The 18,530-nt window shown below is 65.2% G+C and carries 28 protein-coding genes; 15 read left to right on the plus strand and 13 right to left on the minus strand.

The window, feature by feature from the left end; translation table 11 throughout:
• Positions 1 to 4 precede the first annotated feature (4 nt).
• Positions 5 to 604: a hypothetical protein gene (locus ASE13_RS01135; RefSeq protein ID WP_235536924.1), complete on the plus strand. Its 600-nt coding sequence runs from the start codon at positions 5 to 7 to the stop codon at positions 602 to 604.
• On the opposite strand, the gene ASE13_RS01140 is transcribed toward ASE13_RS01135, so the two are convergent.
• From ASE13_RS01140 to ASE13_RS01150, 3 genes are all read right to left on the minus strand, one after another.
• The gene (locus tag ASE13_RS01140) at positions 601 to 1,257 is read right to left on the minus strand and encodes a class I SAM-dependent methyltransferase (protein WP_056610352.1); all 657 of its coding nucleotides are present in this window, start codon (positions 1,255 to 1,257) and stop codon (positions 601 to 603) included. The genes ASE13_RS01135 and ASE13_RS01140 overlap by 4 nt on opposite strands.
• The gene (locus ASE13_RS01145; protein ID WP_056610354.1) at positions 1,254 to 2,498 is read right to left on the minus strand and encodes a DUF3419 family protein; all 1,245 of its coding nucleotides are present in this window, start codon (positions 2,496 to 2,498) and stop codon (positions 1,254 to 1,256) included. The genes ASE13_RS01140 and ASE13_RS01145 overlap by 4 nt, the downstream gene beginning before the upstream one ends.
• Positions 2,499 to 2,586: 88 nt before the next feature.
• The gene (locus ASE13_RS01150; RefSeq protein ID WP_056610356.1) at positions 2,587 to 3,159 is read right to left on the minus strand and encodes a hypothetical protein; all 573 of its coding nucleotides are present in this window, start codon (positions 3,157 to 3,159) and stop codon (positions 2,587 to 2,589) included.
• Between the two features lie 48 nt (positions 3,160 to 3,207).
• Between ASE13_RS01150 and ASE13_RS01155 the strand changes: the two genes are divergently transcribed.
• Positions 3,208 to 4,047 carry a LytTR family DNA-binding domain-containing protein gene (locus tag ASE13_RS01155; protein WP_056610358.1) on the plus strand — a complete coding sequence of 280 codons (840 nt, stop codon included), beginning with the start codon at positions 3,208 to 3,210 and terminating at the stop codon, positions 4,045 to 4,047.
• On the opposite strand, the gene ASE13_RS01160 is transcribed toward ASE13_RS01155, so the two are convergent.
• Positions 4,044 to 4,313, minus strand: a complete 270-nt coding sequence (locus tag ASE13_RS01160; protein WP_056614487.1) for a hypothetical protein — start codon at positions 4,311 to 4,313, stop codon at positions 4,044 to 4,046. The genes ASE13_RS01155 and ASE13_RS01160 overlap by 4 nt on opposite strands.
• Before the next feature lie 62 nt (positions 4,314 to 4,375).
• Here ASE13_RS01160 and rpiB point away from each other — a divergent pair, with 62 nt between their 5' ends.
• From rpiB to ASE13_RS01185, 5 genes are all read left to right on the plus strand, one after another.
• Positions 4,376 to 4,828: a ribose 5-phosphate isomerase B gene (gene rpiB, locus ASE13_RS01165; RefSeq protein ID WP_056610360.1), complete on the plus strand. Its 453-nt coding sequence runs from the start codon at positions 4,376 to 4,378 to the stop codon at positions 4,826 to 4,828.
• Positions 4,825 to 6,135 (plus strand): serine hydroxymethyltransferase, encoded by a 1,311-nt coding sequence (gene glyA, locus ASE13_RS01170; protein ID WP_056610362.1) that lies wholly within the window; start codon positions 4,825 to 4,827, stop codon positions 6,133 to 6,135. Before rpiB ends, glyA begins: the two co-directional genes overlap by 4 nt.
• Positions 6,136 to 6,597 (plus strand): transcriptional regulator NrdR, encoded by a 462-nt coding sequence (gene nrdR / locus ASE13_RS01175; protein ID WP_056610364.1) that lies wholly within the window; start codon positions 6,136 to 6,138, stop codon positions 6,595 to 6,597.
• Entirely contained in the window at positions 6,594 to 7,313 is a 720-nt protein-coding gene (locus ASE13_RS01180; protein ID WP_156404676.1) for an RNA methyltransferase, read from the plus strand. The genes nrdR and ASE13_RS01180 overlap by 4 nt, the downstream gene beginning before the upstream one ends.
• A gap of 84 nt (positions 7,314 to 7,397) precedes the next feature.
• Positions 7,398 to 7,604 (plus strand): hypothetical protein, encoded by a 207-nt coding sequence (locus ASE13_RS01185; protein WP_056610368.1) that lies wholly within the window; start codon positions 7,398 to 7,400, stop codon positions 7,602 to 7,604.
• An 18-nt stretch (positions 7,605 to 7,622) separates the two neighbouring features.
• On the opposite strand, the gene ASE13_RS01190 is transcribed toward ASE13_RS01185, so the two are convergent.
• Complete coding sequence (locus tag ASE13_RS01190) at positions 7,623 to 7,925, minus strand: chorismate mutase (protein ID WP_056614490.1); 303 nt, start codon at positions 7,923 to 7,925, stop codon at positions 7,623 to 7,625.
• A gap of 210 nt (positions 7,926 to 8,135) precedes the next feature.
• Between ASE13_RS01190 and rpsD the strand changes: the two genes are divergently transcribed.
• Together rpsD and ASE13_RS01200 are read left to right on the plus strand one after the other, a co-directional pair.
• Positions 8,136 to 8,750: a 30S ribosomal protein S4 gene (rpsD, locus tag ASE13_RS01195; RefSeq protein WP_025587043.1), complete on the plus strand. Its 615-nt coding sequence runs from the start codon at positions 8,136 to 8,138 to the stop codon at positions 8,748 to 8,750.
• Between the two features lie 202 nt (positions 8,751 to 8,952).
• Positions 8,953 to 9,228: a DUF6916 family protein gene (locus tag ASE13_RS01200; protein ID WP_156404677.1), complete on the plus strand. Its 276-nt coding sequence runs from the start codon at positions 8,953 to 8,955 to the stop codon at positions 9,226 to 9,228.
• 2 nt (positions 9,229 to 9,230) lie between these two features.
• Here the strand turns inward: ASE13_RS01200 and ASE13_RS01205 are convergent, their stop codons facing one another.
• From ASE13_RS01205 to ASE13_RS19605, 5 genes are all read right to left on the minus strand, one after another.
• Positions 9,231 to 9,743 (minus strand): GNAT family N-acetyltransferase, encoded by a 513-nt coding sequence (locus ASE13_RS01205; RefSeq protein ID WP_056610372.1) that lies wholly within the window; start codon positions 9,741 to 9,743, stop codon positions 9,231 to 9,233.
• Positions 9,743 to 10,261 (minus strand): phage tail protein, encoded by a 519-nt coding sequence (locus ASE13_RS01210; RefSeq protein WP_056610374.1) that lies wholly within the window; start codon positions 10,259 to 10,261, stop codon positions 9,743 to 9,745. Before ASE13_RS01210 ends, ASE13_RS01205 begins: the two co-directional genes overlap by 1 nt.
• Positions 10,262 to 10,273: 12 nt before the next feature.
• Positions 10,274 to 10,747 (minus strand): phage tail protein, encoded by a 474-nt coding sequence (locus tag ASE13_RS01215; protein ID WP_235536798.1) that lies wholly within the window; start codon positions 10,745 to 10,747, stop codon positions 10,274 to 10,276.
• A gap of 42 nt (positions 10,748 to 10,789) precedes the next feature.
• Positions 10,790 to 11,296: a phage tail protein gene (locus ASE13_RS01220; RefSeq protein ID WP_056610377.1), complete on the minus strand. Its 507-nt coding sequence runs from the start codon at positions 11,294 to 11,296 to the stop codon at positions 10,790 to 10,792.
• 313 nt (positions 11,297 to 11,609) lie between these two features.
• The gene (locus ASE13_RS19605) at positions 11,610 to 11,822 is read right to left on the minus strand and encodes a hypothetical protein (RefSeq protein ID WP_156404678.1); all 213 of its coding nucleotides are present in this window, start codon (positions 11,820 to 11,822) and stop codon (positions 11,610 to 11,612) included.
• On the opposite strand from ASE13_RS19605, the gene ASE13_RS01225 reads away from it, so the two are divergent.
• Genes ASE13_RS01225 through aguB form a run of 3 tightly spaced genes read left to right on the plus strand, consistent with a single transcriptional unit; the run spans position 11,821 to position 15,291 of the window.
• Entirely contained in the window at positions 11,821 to 13,449 is a 1,629-nt protein-coding gene (locus ASE13_RS01225) for a M28 family metallopeptidase (protein ID WP_056610378.1), read from the plus strand. The genes ASE13_RS19605 and ASE13_RS01225 overlap by 2 nt on opposite strands.
• Before the next feature lie 10 nt (positions 13,450 to 13,459).
• The gene (locus tag ASE13_RS01230) at positions 13,460 to 14,434 is read left to right on the plus strand and encodes an agmatine deiminase family protein (protein WP_056610380.1); all 975 of its coding nucleotides are present in this window, start codon (positions 13,460 to 13,462) and stop codon (positions 14,432 to 14,434) included.
• Positions 14,435 to 14,442: 8 nt separating this feature from the next.
• A complete protein-coding gene (gene aguB, locus ASE13_RS01235) occupies positions 14,443 to 15,291 on the plus strand; it encodes an N-carbamoylputrescine amidase (protein WP_056610382.1) in 849 nt (282 codons plus the stop codon).
• 317 nt (positions 15,292 to 15,608) lie between these two features.
• On the opposite strand, the gene ASE13_RS01240 is transcribed toward aguB, so the two are convergent.
• Positions 15,609 to 16,229 (minus strand): uracil-DNA glycosylase, encoded by a 621-nt coding sequence (locus ASE13_RS01240; protein ID WP_056610384.1) that lies wholly within the window; start codon positions 16,227 to 16,229, stop codon positions 15,609 to 15,611.
• Positions 16,230 to 16,252: 23 nt separating this feature from the next.
• On the opposite strand from ASE13_RS01240, the gene folK reads away from it, so the two are divergent.
• Together folK and ASE13_RS01250 are read left to right on the plus strand one after the other, a co-directional pair.
• Positions 16,253 to 16,729 carry a 2-amino-4-hydroxy-6-hydroxymethyldihydropteridine diphosphokinase gene (gene folK / locus ASE13_RS01245; protein WP_056610386.1) on the plus strand — a complete coding sequence of 159 codons (477 nt, stop codon included), beginning with the start codon at positions 16,253 to 16,255 and terminating at the stop codon, positions 16,727 to 16,729.
• Complete coding sequence (locus ASE13_RS01250; protein ID WP_082596311.1) at positions 16,726 to 17,052, plus strand: DUF1905 domain-containing protein; 327 nt, start codon at positions 16,726 to 16,728, stop codon at positions 17,050 to 17,052. Before folK ends, ASE13_RS01250 begins: the two co-directional genes overlap by 4 nt.
• An 18-nt stretch (positions 17,053 to 17,070) precedes the next feature.
• On the opposite strand, the gene ASE13_RS19610 is transcribed toward ASE13_RS01250, so the two are convergent.
• The gene (locus ASE13_RS19610; RefSeq protein WP_156404679.1) at positions 17,071 to 17,229 is read right to left on the minus strand and encodes a hypothetical protein; all 159 of its coding nucleotides are present in this window, start codon (positions 17,227 to 17,229) and stop codon (positions 17,071 to 17,073) included.
• A gap of 144 nt (positions 17,230 to 17,373) precedes the next feature.
• Here ASE13_RS19610 and ASE13_RS01255 point away from each other — a divergent pair, with 144 nt between their 5' ends.
• Complete coding sequence (locus tag ASE13_RS01255; protein WP_056610389.1) at positions 17,374 to 17,685, plus strand: GIY-YIG nuclease family protein; 312 nt, start codon at positions 17,374 to 17,376, stop codon at positions 17,683 to 17,685.
• Between the two features lie 152 nt (positions 17,686 to 17,837).
• Here the strand turns inward: ASE13_RS01255 and ASE13_RS19615 are convergent, their stop codons facing one another.
• Positions 17,838 to 18,362, minus strand: a complete 525-nt coding sequence (locus ASE13_RS19615; protein WP_156404680.1) for a hypothetical protein — start codon at positions 18,360 to 18,362, stop codon at positions 17,838 to 17,840.
• Between the last annotated feature and the right edge of the window lie 168 nt (positions 18,363 to 18,530).

An 18,530-nucleotide genomic window follows, 5' to 3' on the forward strand; every position in this document is an offset into this window, starting at 1 on the left:
GGCTGTGCATTCGCCCGGCCCCGAACTCACTCACGACCTCTACCTCCATATTCGCGTGATCATCAGCATCGTGCTGGGGATCGCGATCACGCGTGTGCTCTCCGGGCTGGCGAAGTTCGTGCAGCACCCCGGCAAGCTCAAGGTCTATCCGGTCCACCTGCTATGGGCGCTGATCGTCCTGATCGCGTCGATCCATTTCTGGTGGTGGGAGTTCGGGCTGACCGCGATCGCCAGCTGGCGGTTCGAATTGTTCCTGTTCGTGCTGTTCTACGCATTCCTGTTCGCGCTGATGGCGAACATCCTCTTCCCCGACGAACTCGAGGAATATGAAGGCTATCAGGATTATTTCCAGTCGCGACGGGGCTGGTTCTTCGGGCTGCTGATCGTGTCGATGCTCACCGACTGGTTCGACACCGCGATCAAGGGGCATGACTATCTGGCGAGCTTCGGCGCCGAATATCCGGCGCGGATCGTCGTCACCATCGCGCTCGCACTGGTGGCGATGCGCACGCGCAACGCGCGCTTTCACTTCATCTTTGCGCTGCTCTATCTCGCTTATTACGTCTCGTGGATCATCCGCGTGTACGATCCGGGGCGCGGCTAGGGCCGGCCGAGCACTGCGCTCCAGGTGTAGCCGCGATAGAGCGGGGTGAATTCGAGGCTGAGACCCTGCTCCTCTGCCACCCGCTTGAGCACCGCGGGCAATTCGCGGCGCGGGAAGACGTGGAAGTCGTTGAGCGACTTGAAGTGGAGCCGCTTCAGGAAACCGGGCAGCCGCTCATACTGGCCGAAATCGACGATGTGCAGGCTGCCGCCCGGGGCCAGGCTCGCCGCGCCGCGCTCGATCGCTTCCTGCCAAGGCGGGATCATCGACAGCGTGTAGCTCATGAAGATCCGGTCGACCTTTTCCAGCCCGAATAGCGCGCGCGTGTCGAAATTGCCTGCGTCGCCCTGTGCGAGGCTGATCTTCCCGGCCAGCCCCTGCCTCGCGACCGACTTGCGCGCGGTCTCGAGCATCGCCTCGCTGATGTCGAAGCCGTGAAAGCGCGCTTCGGGCCACATCTTCGCCGCCACGATCAGATTGCGCGCGGTGCCGCAGCCCACTTCCAGCACCGTCCCTCCCGGCGGCGGGGCGAGGTTCCGGACCAGCCGGTCGCGACCGAACAGATAGAACCGCCGGGTGAAGTCGTAGAAATGGCGATGGAACGCATAGACACCGTCCATCAGCGCCTTCTGGTCGTGCGCGGCCACGGTCATGCGTGCGGCTTCAGCGTCCAGAGATGCGTCGCGCCATAGACTGCGGACCGATCACGCCGCGTCCAGTCGTCGCGCTTCGCCGCATCGGCATATTCCCACTGGTCGAGGAGCGTCGCGGGAATATGGCCGGCGACCACGTCGGGCGCCGCGGCGGTGCGATAGAGTATGCGCGCTCCGGGCTTGGCGGTGCGGGTGATCTCGCTCCAGATCCGGGTGAGCTGCGCGTCGGTCATCCAGTCCTGCGCGTCGAGCAATATGTAGCGATCGAGCGACTGCGCCGGCATGCCCTCTAGATAATCGGCATAATTGGTGTGGCGGATCTCGACGCGATCGGCGCGCCGCCGGACCTGGTCGTAATTCGCCTTTTGCAGATAGGGCGGCAGCGGCGCGGCGTCATGCTTGCCATAGCCGCGGCCGAACGCCTGCCATGCGTAGAAATTGTCCTTGATGTCGAAATCGCACGCCAGCTTGCGCAGCCGGCTCTTGAGCGCGCCGGTGATACCCTGCGCGTCGTCGGCCTTGAGCAGATCATATTGTGCCGGCGGAATGCCGAAGCCGAACAGGGCGGCGGGCTGGTCGACCAGCCAGCGCAGGAACTTCTTCTCGAAGAAGGGGGCATAGCGCGTCTCGAAGATCGCGCGCTGCTCCTCGATGCTCCGCGCCTTCAGGATTTCGCGCGGATCGATCCGATAGAGTCGTCCGAGGAAATGGACGAAGCCGATCAGATTGCCGAGCAGCCCGCGGCGATAGAAGCCCGTCGCGAAACCCGAGATCCGGCGGCGGCCGCTAATGTCGCGGCCCTCCCAATAGCTCCGCGTCGCCGCGTCGAGATGCGGGCGCAGATGGCGCTCGTACGAAGCGATATTCTCGGCGCGGTCGGCATCGGCGAAGAAGGCGCGGAAGCTGGCATAGTCGGGCAGGTGCAGCGCCGCCGCCTGCTTGAGCCGGTTGAGCGCGATATGTGCGGGATTGAGGTCCACCGCAGTGATCCGCTTTGGATCGGCGATGAGGTAGGAGAAGACGTTGCAGCCACCCGAAGCGATCGTCACGACGTGGCAATCGGGCGTGATCTCCAGCGCCTCCATGTCGACCACCGGATCTTCCCAGATCTGGGCATAGACCAGCCCGCGAAAGGCGAAGGTGAAGGCGCGTTCGAGCAGGCCCTCCTTGCTCAGATGTTCGTGACGATGCACCGCACCGCGAACGGCGCCGTTCTTCGGCGCCTTGACGAGAGTTCCCATGGCCGGACTCCAGATGCGCGCCGCCCGGACTGCCGGGCGGTGTCGCGCCCTGCTAGCCCGGGCATGTGACAGCTGCCGGTCAGTCAGGTCACTGTTTCGTGACGCTGCCGGCCCCCGGCCAGTCGCTGTCGCCGACGCGGGTGAGCGTCATCGTGAAGAAGCGCCGGGGCGGCTGGCCGGGCGCGATATAGTCGCCCACTTCGGTCCAGCTGCCATTGGTCACGGTGGCGGTGTAGCGGATCGTCATCGCCCCGGCCGGAATCTCCCAGACATAGCCGGTGTCGGTCACCTGCATCGGAAACTTGCCGCCGCGGCCCAGCGCCCAGCTGGTCAGCCACCAGGATTTAGCCTGCGCGTCGTACGAGACCACGCCGAGCGCATTGAAGCCGACGCTGCCGTCCGAATTGTAGCTCTTGCCTTCCATCACCGTGAGCGTGCCGCCCAGAAATCCGCCGATCCGCTCGGTCTGAATCACACGGTGCTCGCCCTGGGGCGACTGGCTGACGGCGGGGCCGCGCCAGACGCCGTGCATCCAGTCGAGCTTCTTCATCGCCTCGCGCTGCGCGGCGATCGCTGCGGTGTCCGTCGGTTGCGCCTGCGCCGATGGCGCGAGCAATGCGGCGAACAATGCCGTCAGTCCGAAGAGCATCAACTTCCGCATCTGGAATCTCCAATTGTCGTGTCGTCCGGCGCATGGCAGCCTGTGCATATGGCTGTAGCGCGGACCGCACATCGAAGCCGCCGCGACACGGCGACCGGCAAGCCGCGTTTCGCGAACCGCGTTCGCGGCTTCGCGAAACGTGCATGGCGCGATTTCCCGCCCGGCTTTCCGATATTGTGGATCGCGTGTTTCGGCGCGGCCGCGCTGATGGTGGTGACCGGCGGCTTCGGCACCGGAAACCTGCCGCTGGGGTCGCGCATCGGCTTCTGGCTGCTGCTGATGGGCTGGAGCGCGCTCAAATGGCAGCTGTGGTTCGCCTGGCGCGTCCGCAAGCCGGCCGACTGGCCGCGCGCATCGCTGATCGGGGCGCCGCTGCTGAACTTGCCGCTTCCACTCGAGATTGCACTGTGCGCCAGTGCGGTTGGCGCGCCGTTCGTGCTCAATCCGTTCGAGACCTGGGTGAGCGCGCTGGCGATCTCCGCGCTGATCATCGTCGTCGCGTCGCTGGTCGCCTGGGTGGTGCTGAGCCGGAAGGCCGAGCCCGCGGTTCCGGCCGATGGCCTGCTCGGCCGCGCGCGGGTGGCGCCCGAGGCGCTCGCCGCTGTGGAGGCCGAGGATCATTATTGCCGGGTCCGGCGCCGCGACGGGCAGAGCGCGCTCATCCACTACCGCTTCGGCGACGCGCTCGCCGAGCTGGAGGGAGTCGATGGCGCGCAGGTGCATCGCGGCGCCTGGGTCGCGGCCGATGCAGTCGAAGGCGCCGAGCGCGACGGCCGGCGCTGGCGGCTGCGGCTCGCCGGCGGAACGGCGATACCGGTCAGCGCCACCTACGCGGCGGAAGCGCGGCGGCGGCAATGGCTCCGCCCGCCGCCGCGCGCGGGAGGCTAATGAGTCGTATTGTCGATCGCGTTGCCGGTGTCGCGAGTGCCCTGTGCGACCGTGTCGCCGACATCGTCCGCGGTGTTCTCGATGGCCCGCCCGGCGCGGTCGGCACCGTTCTCGATCATGTCGCCGGTCTTGTCGGCGGCGTTCTCCAGGCTGTCGCCGGTCTGATCGACGGCGCTGGTCAGATTGTCCTGCGCGCTTTCGGAGCAGGCGCCCAAGGCCAGGCCAAAAGCGAGCGCGGGCGCCAAAGCCAGAATTGATTTACGCATTTCGGTCTCCAAGGGTTGTCTCGGTCTAGCCAGCACAGGCCCGAGGGCGTAGGGAGCGCCGCATGCCGCGCCGTATCGCCATCGCCTCGGATCATGCCGCCTTCGTCATGAAATCGGAACTCGCCGAATGGTTGCGTGGCGAGGGCCACGAACTGCTCGATCTCGGCCCCGCCAATGCCGACAGCGTCGATTATCCCGATTATGGCTATGCGCTCGCCCGTGCGATCGAGCAGGGCGAAGCCGAGGTCGGGGTGGCGCTGTGCGGGTCGGGGATCGGCATCTCGATCGCAGTCAATCGCAATCCCGCCGCGCGTTGCGCCTTGGTCTCCGAGCCGCTCTCGGCGAGCCTTGCGCGCCAGCATAACGATGCCAATGTCGTGGCCCTGGGCGCCCGGCTGATCGGCCTTGAAATGGCCAAGGCCTGCGTCACTGCCTTCCTCGAAACCGAATTCCTCGGCGATCGCCACCAGCGCCGCGTCGACAAACTCAGCCATCCTGAAAGGAGCCCCGCATGAGCACCAACCCCCAGATGGCAGGGCTCCAGCCCGACGGTTTCTTCACCAAGAGCCTGTCCGAGGTCGATCCCGCGGTGTTCGCCGGCGTCCGCCACGAGCTCGACCGCGAGCAGCACCAGATCGAGCTGATCGCATCCGAGAACATCGTCTCCAAGGCGGTGCTCGAGGCGCAGGGATCGGTGTTCACCAACAAGTACGCCGAGGGTTATCCCGGCAAGCGTTACTATCAGGGCTGCCACCCTTCGGACGAAGTCGAGCAGCTTGCGATCGATCGGGCGAAGCAATTGTTCGGCTGCGATTTCGCCAACGTCCAGCCGCATTCGGGCGCGCAGGCGAACGGCGCGGTGATGCTGGCGCTGACCAAGCCGGGCGATACGATCATGGGCCTCAGCCTCGATTCGGGCGGGCACCTGACCCACGGCGCGCGCGCGGCGATGAGCGGCAAGTGGTTCAATGCGATCCAGTACGGCGTCGATCCGACCACGCATCTGATCGACTTCGACGAAGTCGAGGCGAAGGCCAAGGAGCACAAGCCCAGGCTGATCATCGCGGGCGGCTCGGCCTATCCGCGGATCATCGATTTCGCCAAATTCCGCGCGATTGCGGACGAAGTCGGCGCGATCTTCATGGTCGATATGGCGCACTTCGCGGGCCTGGTGGCAGGCGGCGTGCACCCGACGCCGTTCGGCCATGCGCATGTCGTGACCACAACCACGCACAAGACGCTGCGCGGTCCCCGCGGTGGCGCGGTGTTCACCAATGACGAGGCGATCGCCAAGAAGATCAACTCGGCAGTGTTCCCCGGCCTCCAGGGCGGCCCGCTGATGCACGTGATCGCCGCCAAGGCCGTTGCGTTCGGCGAGGCGCTGCGCCCCGATTTCAAGAGCTATGCCGCGGCGATCGTCGAGAACGCCAAGGTGCTCGCGGCAACGCTCAACGAACGCGGCGCCAACCTCGTCTCGGGCGGCACGGACACGCATCTCGCATTGGTCGACCTCACGCCGCTGGGCGTCACCGGCAAGGACGCCGACGAGGCGCTCGAGCGCGCCGGGATCACCTGCAACAAGAACGGCATCCCCAACGATCCGCTGCCGCCGGTCAAGACCAGCGGCATCCGCGTCGGATCGCCCGCCGGCACCACGCGCGGCTTCGGCCCGGCCGAGTTCCGCGAGATCGGCAACATGGTCGCCGATGTGCTCGAAGGGCTGCGCAAGAATGGCGAACAGGGCGACGCGCAGATCGAAGCGAATGTCCGCGAGCGCGTCCGCGCACTGTGCGAACGCTTCCCCATCTATCCGGAGCTGTAATTGCGCTGCCCGTTCTGCGGAAATGAAGATAGCCAGGTGAAGGACAGCCGCCCCACCGAAGACGGGGCGGCGATCCGGCGGCGGCGGCAGTGCGAGGCATGTGCCGCGCGCTTCACCACGTTCGAGCGGATCCAGCTGCGCGACCTCACGGTGGTGAAGAACCAGGACCGTCGCGAGCCGTTCGAGCGCGACAAATTGATCCGCTCGGTGACGCTCGCCGCGCGCAAGCGTCCGGTCACCTCAGCGCAGATCGAGCGGCTGGTGTCGGGCATCCAGCGCCAGCTCGAGACGCTGGGCGACAGCGAAATCCCCTCGCAGCGGATCGGCGAGATGGTGATGGACGGGCTGAAGGGCCTGGATTCGGTCGCCTATATCCGCTTTGCCAGCGTCTATAAGGACTTCCGCGAGGCGAAGGATTTCGAGGAATTCGCCGGCAATGTCAGCGAGGTGGGGAAGGGGTGAATCCCGTCATCGTTCTCGTGCGCCCGCAATTGGGCGAGAATATCGGCAAGGCGGCACGCGCGATGCTCAATTTCGGGCTGACCGAGATGCGCCTCGTTGCCCCGCGCGATGGCTGGCCCAACCCATCCGCTGGGCCGGCCGCCAGCGGTGCCGATGTGGTGCTGGAAAAGGCGCAGGTGTTCGACGGCGTTGCCGATGCGGTAGCCGATTGCGGACAGGTCTATGCCACCACGGTGCGCAAGCGCGGCGTCACCAAGCCGGTGGTCACGCCCGAAGTCGCGGCGAGCGAGATCCGTTCCGCTCCCGAGCGTTCGGCGATCCTGTTCGGACCCGAGCGCTCCGGCCTCGAAACCGACGATGTCGCGCTCGCCCGGACGATCATCACCGTGCCGATCAATCCCGAATTCGGTTCATTGAATCTCGCTCAGGCGGTGATCCTCGTCGCTTACGAATGGTCGAAGGGGGCAAATCTCGCCAGCCCACCAGCCACCGATCTCGATCCACCGGCGCCGCAGGACGAACTGGAAGGGATGATCAGCCAGCTCGAGGCCATGCTCGAGGGCTCGGGCTATTATTTCCCGCCCGCGCGCACGCCCACCACGCGACGGACGCTTCGCACGCTGCTGACCAAGCCGGGCTGGACCTCGCAGGAAGTTCGCACGATGCGCGGCGTGCTGTCGGCGCTCGCCGGGCGCAAGCTGTATCGCGACCGATGAGCCCTGCGGCTTTGCAGAATCGCGCCGGCGCCCCCTAGAAGTGGCGCATGCGCCGATTCTGAGGTGCTTCCGGAGAGTTATTGAATGTTCACGAGCTTTTTCGCGCTGACGCTCGCCGCCGCGCTTCAGAATGCCCCTGCGCCAGAAGCCGCCAAGCCGGCCGAAGAGAGGAAGATCTGCGTCGTCGAGCAATCCTCTTACTCGCGCCTCGCCCGCAAGCGCATCTGCCGCACCGAGCGCGAGATGAAAGAGCGGCAGGAACAGGTCGAGCGGGATTCGCGCCTCCGCTGAGCTGGCGTTTTGCCAGCTTCAGCGGCGGTCGAACGCCTCGAACTCATAAGCGATCGAGGCTTCGACCAGCCGTTCCCATAGTTCGCCGATCGGCGCTTCGGGAATGCCTGCCTCGCGTGCATGCGCGCGGACATTGGTGATGACCTGTGCCTTGCGCGCCTCGTCGCGGACCTGGCCGCGTTCGGGCTTGATGCGGGCGGCGGCGTCCATATAGCCGAAGCGGCGCGCGAGCAGGGCGACCAAGGCGCGATCGACCGCATCGACGCCGGCCCGGACCTCGGCCATCGTCGTGCAGGCTTCGGGATCGAGAATGTCTTGCATGGCAGCCCCTTGGCGGGTGCCCGCGCGCCTGTCCAGCTTGACTCGCCGGCACATGGCGGCTAACCGCGCGCCTTCGCAATGGCCCCGCACCCCGGTGAAGCGGTGGCCCTGCCCTCCCCACAAGGAACCAGCAGGCGGATACCGGGACCAACCCCGCGTTCCCGAAAGGGAGAGCGGATTACGTTGTTCTGTGATTGCAAAGGATTAGATATGTCGAAGCGCTCCAGCGCCAAGCACAAGCTCGACCGCCGGATGGGCGAGAACATCTGGGGTCGCCCGAAGAGCCCGGTCAACAAGCGTGAGTACGGCCCCGGCCAGCACGGCCAGCGCCGCAAGGGCAAGATGTCGGACTTCGGCATCCAGCTGCGCGCCAAGCAGAAGCTCAAGGGCTATTACGGCGACATCACCGAGAAGCAGTTCAAGAAGTCGTACGAGGACGCGTCGCGCATGAAGGGCGACACCGGTCAGAACCTGATCGGCCTGCTAGAGATGCGCCTTGACATGATCGTCTATCGCGCCAAGTTCGCGCCGACGATCTTCGCCGCGCGCCAGCTCGTCAACCACGGCCATGTCCGTGTCGACGGCGAGAAGTGCAACATCGGTTCGCGCCGCATCAAGCCGGGCCAGGTCGTGTCGCTTTCGTCCAAGGCGCAGGAAATGGCGCTGGTGATGGAGGCGCAGAGCCTCTCCGAGCGCGACATCCCCGATTACGTCGTTCCGGAAGGCGCCTCGAAGATCACCTTCACGCGCGTGCCCACGCTCGACGAAGTGCCCTATCCAGTGCGCATGGAGCCGAACCTGGTCGTCGAGTTCTACTCGCGCTGATCCGGCTTCCCGCTCGGGAACGAACAAGGGCGGTCCTTCGGGGCCGCCCTTTTCTTTTGAGATGCCGGCAGGTCCGGCGGCGGCTCCAGCTCAGGCTTGCAGCCGGGGGATCGCACTGTCAAACTCGGCTTTGGTCACGTTCGTCAGGATGCCGCATGCGCTTCGCTTCGACTGCAGCTATTTCGTCTGTCGGGGAAACCGCATGAGCGGTCCCCGGCTCTCCGACTTCGTGGCCGGTGCCGTTTATGAAGTGCGTGCGGCCGATGCGACGTATCCGTTCACGCTGGACAAGGGCCAGGGACTGTCGGATTCGGGACGCGAGGGTGGGTCATTCCGGCTCGAATTCCTCGGGCCTGCCGATCCGATCCTGCCACAGGCGACCTATCGCTTCGCCGGCGAGGGGGCGGATCACGACATCTTTATCGTGCCGATTGCCAAGGACGCTGGCGGCGTGCGCTACGAAGCGATCTTCTATTAGATTCAGACCGTCGCGCGCCATTCCCAGAGATCATAGGCGCCGCGGTCGTCGTCGAGGATCGTGAAGCCCAGACGCGCATAGAGCGTGCGCGCGGGATTGTTCTTCTCGACATGGATGGTGACCTTCCTGCCGCTCGGTGCTGCATCCGCGAGCACGTCGCGCAGCAACGCCGCGCCGATTCCCTGACGCCGGGCCCCGGGCATCAGCGATATGTCGACGATCCGGATCTCTGCCGGCATTTCATAGAGATAGAGCCGTCCTATCGCCGCGCCGCCACGCTCGATGATCATCGAGCGCATGCCCTGATAATGCTGCCGGTAATGGGCATGCTGCGCGGCATGCTGCTGCGCGAGGAATGCCTGTTTGACCTCGGTGGGCCAGGGCACCGGCGCCAGCTCTTCTGCACGCGTCGAGGCATAGAGTGCGGCGGTGAAGGCCAAGTCCGCGTCCGACATCGGGCGCAGCACGACCTCGAGCGCGGCGGCCTCGTGCAACGGCAACGGCACGCTCGGCATCAGGGGCGCGGCGGGAACACGCCCTGGAGTGCGATGCAGAAATAAAGGGTCAGATACGGCATCATGTTGTTGTGCGGCAGGCCGCCGCCAGCGAGCGCGAGCGCCTCGGGCGCCATCGGCGTGACGGTGGTGTTGTTCGAATAAATGTTCGATTTGGCCCGCGAGAGGGCATTGTTGGTCGGTATATTCGTCTCCGCCTCGTCGCTCGTCGATACCTGGAGGGCGTGCGTGTGCGACGGAATCTCGGATTGGAGCAAGGTCACGGTTTCCGAGCCGCCCACCTGACCGAGATCGTAGAGCGGGAGGCCGGGCCCCTGTCCCGGATGCATCGGTACCGAGCCCTGCAGATCGGGAAGCGCGAAATTACTCTTGCCATCGCCGCCATAGACTGTGCCCAGCAGCGAGAAGAGTGCGGTGTTCTGCGACAGCGGCAATAGCTGGCCGTCGCACCACGCCCATCCCTTGGGCGCGAAGTTGAACGGGAAGACCCGGATTTCGGCGACGAACGGATCGGCCACTGGAGGGGCTCCTCAGGTTGGGCTCGGGAAAATCCCGAACAGCGAGATGATGAAGTCGATGCAGAGATAGGGCTGCATGTTTTCGTGCGGCTGGCTCCCCCCGACCGAGGTTACCGAAAGCGAGTTCAGCGGGTCAGTCGGCTGCGCGTTGATGAACGCGTCGATCGAGCCGGACTTGCCGATCACCGTATTGGTCGGCGTGGCCGAGCTCGTCACGTTGAGGGACGCCATCAACGTGTGACTGTGTGCGGGAATCTGGTTGACGGTAAGCGTGATTTCCGGGGCTCCCCCGGTTTCAGCGAGGATGAAGCCGTTCCCCTGGTGCAGCGGAAGGCGGCCGCGCAGGTCGGGCAGCGCGAAGGTGGACTGGCCGTCCCCGCCATAAGTGGTGCCGATCAGCTGGAAGAGCGTCTCGTTCTCGGAGATGGCCAGGAGCGCTCCTTCACAGAACATCCAGCCGGCGGGCGGGAAATTGCCCGCGAACATCCGGATCTCACCGACATAAGGTTGTGCCATCGGCTCGTTTCCTCAGTTCTGCGAGGGGAAGATGCCCTGGAGCGCGATGCACCAGGACAAGGTCAGAAACGGCTGCATGTTGAGATGCGCCTGGCTCCCACCGACACTGGCGACCGAGCCCGGAGCGGTGGGGGTCAGCGCCGCCGGTCCGGTGTAAAAGTCGTTCGGAGCGGAAGAACCCAGAAGCATCGTATTGTTGGGGATGTTGGTGCTCGCCACCGTCGTGGTCGCCTGCAATACGTGCGTATGGGTGGGCAACTCGTTGAGCGTGAGCGTGTGCGCCTGCTCGCCGCCGTGCTCGCCGAGCGTGTGCCCGCTGCCGACATGCATCGGCACGCGGCCACGCATATCGGGCAGCGCGAAATTGGTTTGGCCGTTGCCGCCATAAGTGGTGCCCAGCAGCGCGAACAGCGGCTGGTTCTGATTGATCGGCAGCAGCTGCCCATTGCATAGCGCCCAGCCTTTTGGCGCGAAGACAAAGGAAAAAAGCCTCAGCTCCGATAAAAACGGCTCAGACATGCCTGCATCTCCCCCGATGAGCAATAATGTACTCACGAAACGGACTTGGGCAAGTCTTATTATTCTAGGCCCCGGAACCAGCGCGACGGGGATGCTGCAAGTCAATGTTCTTGCCCGAAAAGATGCTTCGATGCGAAGTCGATGAAGACTGGCCAATTGTCGCGATTGTTGTGTCCGTCATGATGTTGTCGAAAACCGACCCTACCTTCGATAACCGCCGTCAATACTGGCCGGAAATCGGGAGTCGACAGCCCGCGCCACCCCAGCAACGACCCGGCCGGCGAGGGCGCGGCGGCCGCGAGAAAGCTGCCTTTCAGATTGACCCATCTGTTCCCGTATCGATCGTGTCTGCGCCGACGAAGATCGGGCGTGGTGCAGCGAATGCGATCAGCATGTGCGAGTCGATCGGCAGTTCATGCTCGGTCAGCGGACCGGCATGTTTGAGCGCCCGCGCCGGCCGCAATGCTTGCCGGTGCCCCAGCGCGCTGCCACACTCGCGACAATCCCATCGCCAGGAGTTCTCCATGCGCCTTGCACTCTCCGCCATGCTCTTGCTCGCAGGCACGTCCGCGGCCGCGCAGACTGCGCCGCAGATCTCGATCGACACGCTCAGGCAAGTGACCGAACGGCTTTCGTCCGACGAATTCGAGGGCCGCGCCCCGGCCACCGCTGGCGAGGAAAAGACGCTCGCCTATCTCGTCGAGCGCTTCGAGAAAGCGGGGCTCAAGCCCGGCAACAAGGGCAGCTGGTTCCAGGACGTGCCGCTGGTCGAGATCACAGGGCAGAACGTCTCCGCGCTCAGCTTCACCGGGGGCAAGACGCCGGTCAGCCTCGAGTATCGCAAGGACATGGTGATCGCGACCTATCAGGTCACGCCGAAGACCGCGGTCAAGGATAGCGAGGCCGTCTTCGTCGGCTATGGCATCAACGCCCCCGAGCGCGGCTGGAACGACTATGCCGGCGTCGATGTGAAGGGGAAGACCGTGATCATCCTCGTCAACGACCCCGACTGGCAGACGCAGGGGCTGCAGGGCGAGTTCGGCGGCCGGGCGATGACCTATTATGGCCGCTGGACCTACAAGTTCGAGGAAGCTGCGCGGCAGGGCGCGGCCGCTGCGATCATCATCCACGATACCGAGCCCGCGGCCTATGGCTGGGGCGTGGTGCAATCCTCCTGGACCGGACCGCAGCTCGAGCAGGACACGCCGGGCGACCATATGGATCAGTCCAAGGCGATCGGCTGGATCCAGCAGGATGCCGCCAAGGCGCTCTTCGCCAGCGCGAGCAAGGATTACGCGGCGCTTCTCGAGGCGGCGAAGCACAAGGGCTTCAAGGCGGTGCCGCTGGGGCTGAAAGCGAACGTGTCATTCGACAACATTATCCGGCGACAGGCGTCGAAGAACGTCGTCGGCATCCTGCCCGGCAGCGAGCGGCCCGACGAAGTCGTGCTCTATTCGGCGCATTGGGACCATCTCGGCCGCTGCGACGCAGTGAACGGCGACGACATCTGCAACGGCGCGCTCGACAATGCCTCGGGCATCGCCTCGCTGGTCGCGCTCGCCGAGGCGCATGTGAAGGCCGGGCCGGCGAAGCGCAGCCTCGTCTTCCTGGCGGTGACTGCCGAGGAATCGGGGCTGCTCGGCTCCAAATTCTATGCCGAGAACCCGGTGTTTCCGCTCGCCCAGACGGTGGGCGGCGTGAACATGGACGGCGTCAACAATGTCGGCCGGGCGAAGGATTTCGTGCTGGTCGGTGTCGGCAAGTCCGAACTCGAGGATCTGGTGAAACCCTTCGTGGCCGCGCAGGACCGGGTGATCGTCCCGGAGCCCACGCCCGAGCGCGGCTATTATTACCGCTCGGACCATTTCAGCTTCGCCAAATTGGGCGTGCCGATGCTCTATGGCGAGAGCGGCGAGGATCTGCGCGTCGGCGGCAAGGAAGCGGGCAAGAAGGCTTCCGACGACTATACCGAGCACCGCTACCACAAGCCGCAGGACCAATATGATCCAAACTGGAACTGGGACGGCGCGATCGAGGATCTGACGATCTTCTACGGCCTCGGGCGCCAGCTCGCCCAAGGCTCGAACTGGCCCAATTGGTACACCACCGCCGAATTCCGCGCGATCCGAGACAAGAGCCGCGCGGGCAAGTAAGAGCGCGCCCATGATTCTGCCGCCCCCGCCCGAATGGGCATCGCACGACGCCGTCTGGATCGGCTTTCCCAGCCACCCCGAATTGTGGCTGGAGGACCTCGAGCCGGCGCGGAAGGAAGTCGCCGCTTTCGCCCGGGCGGTCCATGCCGACGGGCGCGGCGAGAAGGTGATCCTCGTCGCCGCCGACGAAGAAGCGGCCGCCGCGGCGACCAGCTATGCCGGCGGCAGCGCGCATATCGTGATCGAGCCGTTCGGCGACATCTGGCTGCGCGATACCGGACCGATCGTCGACGGCGCGGGCCGGGCGCATGATTTCCGCTTCAACGGCTGGGGCGGGAAATACGATCTCGAAGGCGATTCGGACATCGGCCTGCGGCTGGCCAAGCGCGCGCAGCTGGGCGTCGAGGAACATCCCTGGATCCTCGAGGGCGGCGCGATCGACGGCGATGGCACCGGGCTGTGCGTCACCACCGAGCAATGCCTGCTCAATCCCAATCGCAACCCGAGCCTGAGCAAAGCCGATGTCGAGCGGCTGCTCGCCGCGGATCTCGGCTACCACCGGGTGCTGTGGCTCGGCGACGGACTGGTCAACGACCATACCGACGGCCATGTCGACAATCTCGCGCGCTTCGTGGCCAAGAACCGGCTGCTGATCCCCGAGGCAACCGACAACGACCCCAATTGGCGCGTCTATCAGGATGCCGCGCAGCGCGCGCAGGGCTTCGGCGTCGAAGTCGTCCGCTTCCCCTCGCCGGGCCGGGTGCTCAGCCCCGAGGAGGAGATCATTCCGGCGAGCTATATGAACTTCTATATCGGCAATGCCGCGGTGGTCGTGCCGGTCTATGGCCAGGAGAATGACGAGGCGGCGATCGTCGCGCTCGCGGAGCTTTTCCCGGGCCGGCAGGTTGTCGGCCAGCGTGCCGATCATATCTTGACCGGCGGCGGGAGCTTCCACTGCATCAGCCAGCAGCTCCCGCGGCTCTGAGGAAACCCATGACCGAGATCACCGTCGCGGCGCTCCAGCTCGCTTTCACCAACGATATCCATGCCAATATCAAGGCAGTGTCCGAACTCGTCCGCGAGGCGGCGGGCAAGGGTGCGCAGGTCGTGCTGCCCCCCGAACTCTTCGAAGGCGAGTATTTCTGCCGGGTCGAGGACGAGAGCCTGTTCGCCAACGCCCGGCCGGCTAACGAGCACAAGGCGGTGCTGGCGATGCAGCATCTCGCCGCCGATCTCGGCATCCACATCCCGACCAGCTTCTTCGAGGCCGACGGACCGCATTTCTACAACAGCCTCGCGATGATCGGTCCCGACGGGCGGATCGAAGGCGTCTATCGCAAGAGCCACATCCCCGACGGCCCGGGATACGAGGAGAAATTCTATTTCCGCCCCGGCAATACCGGCTTCAAGGTGTGGAACGGCCCGGGCGCGAAGATCGGCGTCGGCGTGTGCTGGGACCAATGGTATCCCGAGACCGCACGGGCGATGATGCTGATGGGCGCGGAGGTGCTGTTCTACCCGACCGCGATCGGATCAGAGCCACATGACGACAGCCTCGATACCGCGCGGCTGTGGCGCCGGGCGATGGTGGGGCATGCCGTCTCCAACGTCGTTCCGGTGGTCGCCGCCAATCGGGTCGGCACCGAGCACGGCCAGACCTTCTACGGCACCAGCTTCATCACCGACGAGCGCGGCGACATCCTGGCGGAGCTCGACCGCGAGGAGACCGGCGTGATCGTGGCCAAGCTCGATCTCGAGCGAATCAAGCGCCACCGCGCCGCGTTCGGCTTTTTCCGCGATCGCCGGCCGGAGCTTTACGGGCGGCTCGTGGAAGACATCTAAATTGACTCACTTTGCGGAAGTTGCATCGTTTTCGAATGAAAATTGCGCGTTCGGGAAAGCATGTTGCGCGAAAAACCGCCGCTTAGCCTGACCGATTCAAAGAGCCGGCAGACCACAGCACAGCATTTCCTACATTGGAAGCCTTGGGTCGAGGACTCCTGTCCAAAACGCGTCATCCCCGCGAAAGCGGGGACCCATCTCCTGAGCGAGCGGCAAAATGCACCGGCGCGTTTGTGGAAACTGTTGGAGATGGGTCCCCGCTTTCGCGGGGATGACGAAGAGGGGAATCCGGTAGTCAAAGCCATAAAAGAAGCGCTTTATCGAGCCTCGCGGAGCGCCAGCGCGCGGGCGAACACCGCCTCGAACATCGCGGGGGTCAGCCGGCCGGTATTCTGGTTGTAGCGCGAGCAGTGATAGCTATCGATCAGCACGCGCCCGCCGGGCAGGCGATGCTCGGCGAGATGGCCGAAGCGCGCTTTGGGCAGCCGCCCGCCCAATGCTTTGACCGCCGACTGGTGCGCGATCTCGCCGAGCGCCACGAAGATCCGGGCGGCGGGCAGAGCGGCGATCTCGGCGGTGAGAAAGTCGCGGCAGGCGTGGATTTCGGCGGGGACGGGCTTGTTGTCGGGCGGCAGGCATTTGACGGCGTTGAGGATCAGCACGCCCTGCGGTTCGCTCTGGTCGGCCAGCCCGAACATCGCCAGCGTCGCGAACAGCAGGTCGCCCGAGGCGTCGCCGGTAAAGGCGCGGCCGGTGCGGTTGGCGCCGTGCTTGCCGGGGGCGAGGCCGATGATCACCAGCCACGGGTCCGGATCGCCGAGCGCCGGGACGGGGGCGTTCCACCAGTCGGGATGTTCGGCGCGGAGATCGGTGCGCAATGCCGCCAGCCGCGGGCAGAGCGGGCAATCGCGGTGTGGAACGGGGCTTGGCGCGGACATGGCGCCGCGATAGGCCCTGCGCCGTGCCGACAACAAGCCCGAGAACCAGCTATGTCATCGCTTTGGGCTCCAATCGCCGGGGGCGCCATGGCAGCCCCGAGGCCGAGATCGCCGCGGCGCTCGCGGCCCTGGGCGGCGTGGTCGCGGTGTCGCCGGTGCTACGCACGCCGCCGCTCGGCCCCTCAAAACGCCGCTTCGCCAATGCCGCCGCGCTGATCGAGAGCGACGAGGAACCGCCGGAATTGCTCGCGCGGCTGAAGGCGGTCGAGCGCGCGTTCGGACGGCGGCGCGGGCGGAGCTGGGCGGCGCGGGTGATCGATCTCGACATCATCCTGTGGTCCGAAGGCGCCTGGGGCGAGACGGGTCTGACCGTGCCGCATGCCGCATTCCGGGAACGCGATTTCGTGCTGCGGCCGCTATTGGCGGTGGCGGCCGCGTGGCGCGATCCGGTGAGCGGGCTGAGCGTGCGGCACTTGGCGGCGCGGCTGGGGCGGCGATGAGCGACGACGCGCCTCTGGTGCTCGAGACCGAGCTGTGGCGCTGGACGCCCGATCCGCCGGCCAAGGCAAGCTGGCATTTCGTGACGATCACCGGCGCGGTGGCCGACGCGATCCGCGCGCGGGCCTTCGAGCTGCGCGCGATGGGCGGGGCGCGGGGGTTCGGATCGGTGCGGCTCCGCGCGAGCGTGGACGGCGTGGCGTTCGACAGCTCGGTATTCCCGCACAAGGAGAGCGGCGGCTATCTGCTGCCGGTCAAGGCCGAGGTGCGGCGCAAGGCCGGGGTGGCCGAGGGGGATTTGGTGGAAGTGGCGGTGTGGGTCTAGCGCGTGAGCGTCGGACGCTCAGCCGCCGGTCCGCTTCTTGGTGAGATTGTCTCCTACGGTTCCCCCCGCGCCGCTATGCGGACCGCTGGTGTCGGGCCAGATCTGATCATGGAACGCGTAAACGCCCGCGCCGGCGATGAGCAGCACGGCCACTGCTATTCCCAGAATACGTCGCATCGTGATCCCCCCCATCCGTCGACTTGCCGAACTATGCGCGCGCGGGCGTTGCGCGGCAAGTGTGTCCGGATCGGCGCGATCTCCCTCTTCTGTCGTCACCCCGGCCTTGTGCCGGGATCCACCGGGCGGCAGATTTTGCGGCCGATGATCCTTGGCACGCCCTGCGTCTACATCCTCGCGAACCGCTACAATGGCGCGCTGTACGTCGGCGTGACTTCAAACCTGATCGCCCGCATCCTCCAGCACCGCGAAGGCAGTTTCGACGGGCACACGAAGAAGTACCGCATCTACCGGCTGGTTTATTTCGAGACCGGAGAGTCGATGGAAGGCGCGATCGCGCGCGAGAAACAGCTCAAGCGCTACCCGCGCGACTGGAAGCGCAACCTGATCGAGCGCGAGAACCCAGCGTGGAACGACCTTGCGGTGGGGCTGGGGCTTGAGCCGCTGGCGGCGTGACGTGCGGCACGGTGGACCCCGGCACAAGGCCGGGGTGACGGGTGTGGCTTGGGGTGGCGCTTGCCGCCCTTCTTATCGTCATCCCGGACTTGTTCCGGGATCCACGGTGCGGCGCAGTTCTTATGTAGTAAGATGGGCGCGCTGTGACCAAATTAGCCTGAGGCTACTGGTTCATTGCTGATCGAGCGGGGACCGTCTTCTGCTCGATCCAAATGGGAAGCGTAGCCATTCCCCTGCGGCCCCCAATCAAAATACAGCCCGCACATATGCGATGACAAACTCGCACCCTCGGCGTCGCTCACCTCTAGAGACTGTGACAGCAGCTTGCTCGGAGTTTGATCTCCGAGCAGCTTTGCATACAACTCCAAGGTGTACAGACCTCCTCGGAAACGAAATTCGGAATTATCGGTGGGCAGTAGGAAATGATGATTTGTGACGATGCCAACGTCGCTGACATGGAGTCCGCTGCCTCGTTTCAGTTTGTCATCGCCGTAGACCCAGACGTTAAAGTTCTGGCGTGTCTCTTGCCGGATCAATGTCGCATACAGATGCTCAATAACTCGGCCGCGTTTGGAGTTGGCAATCAATAGCGATCGGAGAAATATCTTGGGGCGATCTCTTGTCCCTCCCGTCCGTGAGCCGTCCGGGCCAAAGTAAATGACGGACGGCTTTGTCATCCGGATTGAGCCGCGCCGAAAGTAGCTCAGCCACAACGTGAGGCAGGAAACGAGAAGCGCGCAGACTGCGATCCCGATCGCAACGAATGGACTGGGCGCTACCATTAAAATGTCCCCCCAAAAGATCGACACGGGCAAAGCCCGTGCCTACGTCGGTCGGCGCTGCTG

It is taken from the genome of Sphingomonas sp. Root241, from assembly GCF_001428865.1.
GTDB lineage: Bacteria > Pseudomonadota > Alphaproteobacteria > Sphingomonadales > Sphingomonadaceae > Sphingomonas.

Excerpts from the sequence above, each read along its gene's own strand:
- ASE13_RS01185 (WP_056610368.1), top strand. The coding sequence starts at position 7,398 with ATGTTCACGAGCTTTTTCGCGCTGACGCTCGCCGCCGCGCTTCAGAAT.
- ASE13_RS01140 (WP_056610352.1), bottom strand. The coding sequence starts at position 1,257 with ATGACCGTGGCCGCGCACGACCAGAAGGCGCTGATGGACGGTGTCTAT.
- aguB (WP_056610382.1), top strand. The coding sequence starts at position 14,443 with ATGACCGAGATCACCGTCGCGGCGCTCCAGCTCGCTTTCACCAACGAT.
- ASE13_RS01220 (WP_056610377.1), bottom strand. The coding sequence starts at position 11,296 with ATGTCTGAGCCGTTTTTATCGGAGCTGAGGCTTTTTTCCTTTGTCTTC.
- ASE13_RS01225 (WP_056610378.1), top strand. The coding sequence starts at position 11,821 with ATGCGCCTTGCACTCTCCGCCATGCTCTTGCTCGCAGGCACGTCCGCG.
- ASE13_RS01160 (WP_056614487.1), bottom strand. The coding sequence starts at position 4,313 with ATGCGTAAATCAATTCTGGCTTTGGCGCCCGCGCTCGCTTTTGGCCTG.
- ASE13_RS01240 (WP_056610384.1), bottom strand. The coding sequence starts at position 16,229 with ATGTCCGCGCCAAGCCCCGTTCCACACCGCGATTGCCCGCTCTGCCCG.
- ASE13_RS01145 (WP_056610354.1), bottom strand. The coding sequence starts at position 2,498 with ATGGGAACTCTCGTCAAGGCGCCGAAGAACGGCGCCGTTCGCGGTGCG.
- ASE13_RS01205 (WP_056610372.1), bottom strand. The coding sequence starts at position 9,743 with ATGCCGAGCGTGCCGTTGCCGTTGCACGAGGCCGCCGCGCTCGAGGTC.
- rpsD (WP_025587043.1), top strand. The coding sequence starts at position 8,136 with ATGTCGAAGCGCTCCAGCGCCAAGCACAAGCTCGACCGCCGGATGGGC.
- ASE13_RS01150 (WP_056610356.1), bottom strand. The coding sequence starts at position 3,159 with ATGCGGAAGTTGATGCTCTTCGGACTGACGGCATTGTTCGCCGCATTG.
- ASE13_RS19610 (WP_156404679.1), bottom strand. The coding sequence starts at position 17,229 with ATGCGACGTATTCTGGGAATAGCAGTGGCCGTGCTGCTCATCGCCGGC.
- ASE13_RS01200 (WP_156404677.1), top strand. The coding sequence starts at position 8,953 with ATGAGCGGTCCCCGGCTCTCCGACTTCGTGGCCGGTGCCGTTTATGAA.
- ASE13_RS01190 (WP_056614490.1), bottom strand. The coding sequence starts at position 7,925 with ATGCAAGACATTCTCGATCCCGAAGCCTGCACGACGATGGCCGAGGTC.
- ASE13_RS01250 (WP_082596311.1), top strand. The coding sequence starts at position 16,726 with ATGAGCGACGACGCGCCTCTGGTGCTCGAGACCGAGCTGTGGCGCTGG.
- ASE13_RS19615 (WP_156404680.1), bottom strand. The coding sequence starts at position 18,362 with ATGACAAAGCCGTCCGTCATTTACTTTGGCCCGGACGGCTCACGGACG.
- ASE13_RS19605 (WP_156404678.1), bottom strand. The coding sequence starts at position 11,822 with ATGGAGAACTCCTGGCGATGGGATTGTCGCGAGTGTGGCAGCGCGCTG.
- rpiB (WP_056610360.1), top strand. The coding sequence starts at position 4,376 with ATGCCGCGCCGTATCGCCATCGCCTCGGATCATGCCGCCTTCGTCATG.
- glyA (WP_056610362.1), top strand. The coding sequence starts at position 4,825 with ATGAGCACCAACCCCCAGATGGCAGGGCTCCAGCCCGACGGTTTCTTC.
- ASE13_RS01255 (WP_056610389.1), top strand. The coding sequence starts at position 17,374 with ATGATCCTTGGCACGCCCTGCGTCTACATCCTCGCGAACCGCTACAAT.
- ASE13_RS01155 (WP_056610358.1), top strand. The coding sequence starts at position 3,208 with ATGGCTGTAGCGCGGACCGCACATCGAAGCCGCCGCGACACGGCGACC.
- ASE13_RS01215 (WP_235536798.1), bottom strand. The coding sequence starts at position 10,747 with ATGTTCGCGGGCAATTTCCCGCCCGCCGGCTGGATGTTCTGTGAAGGA.
- ASE13_RS01230 (WP_056610380.1), top strand. The coding sequence starts at position 13,460 with ATGATTCTGCCGCCCCCGCCCGAATGGGCATCGCACGACGCCGTCTGG.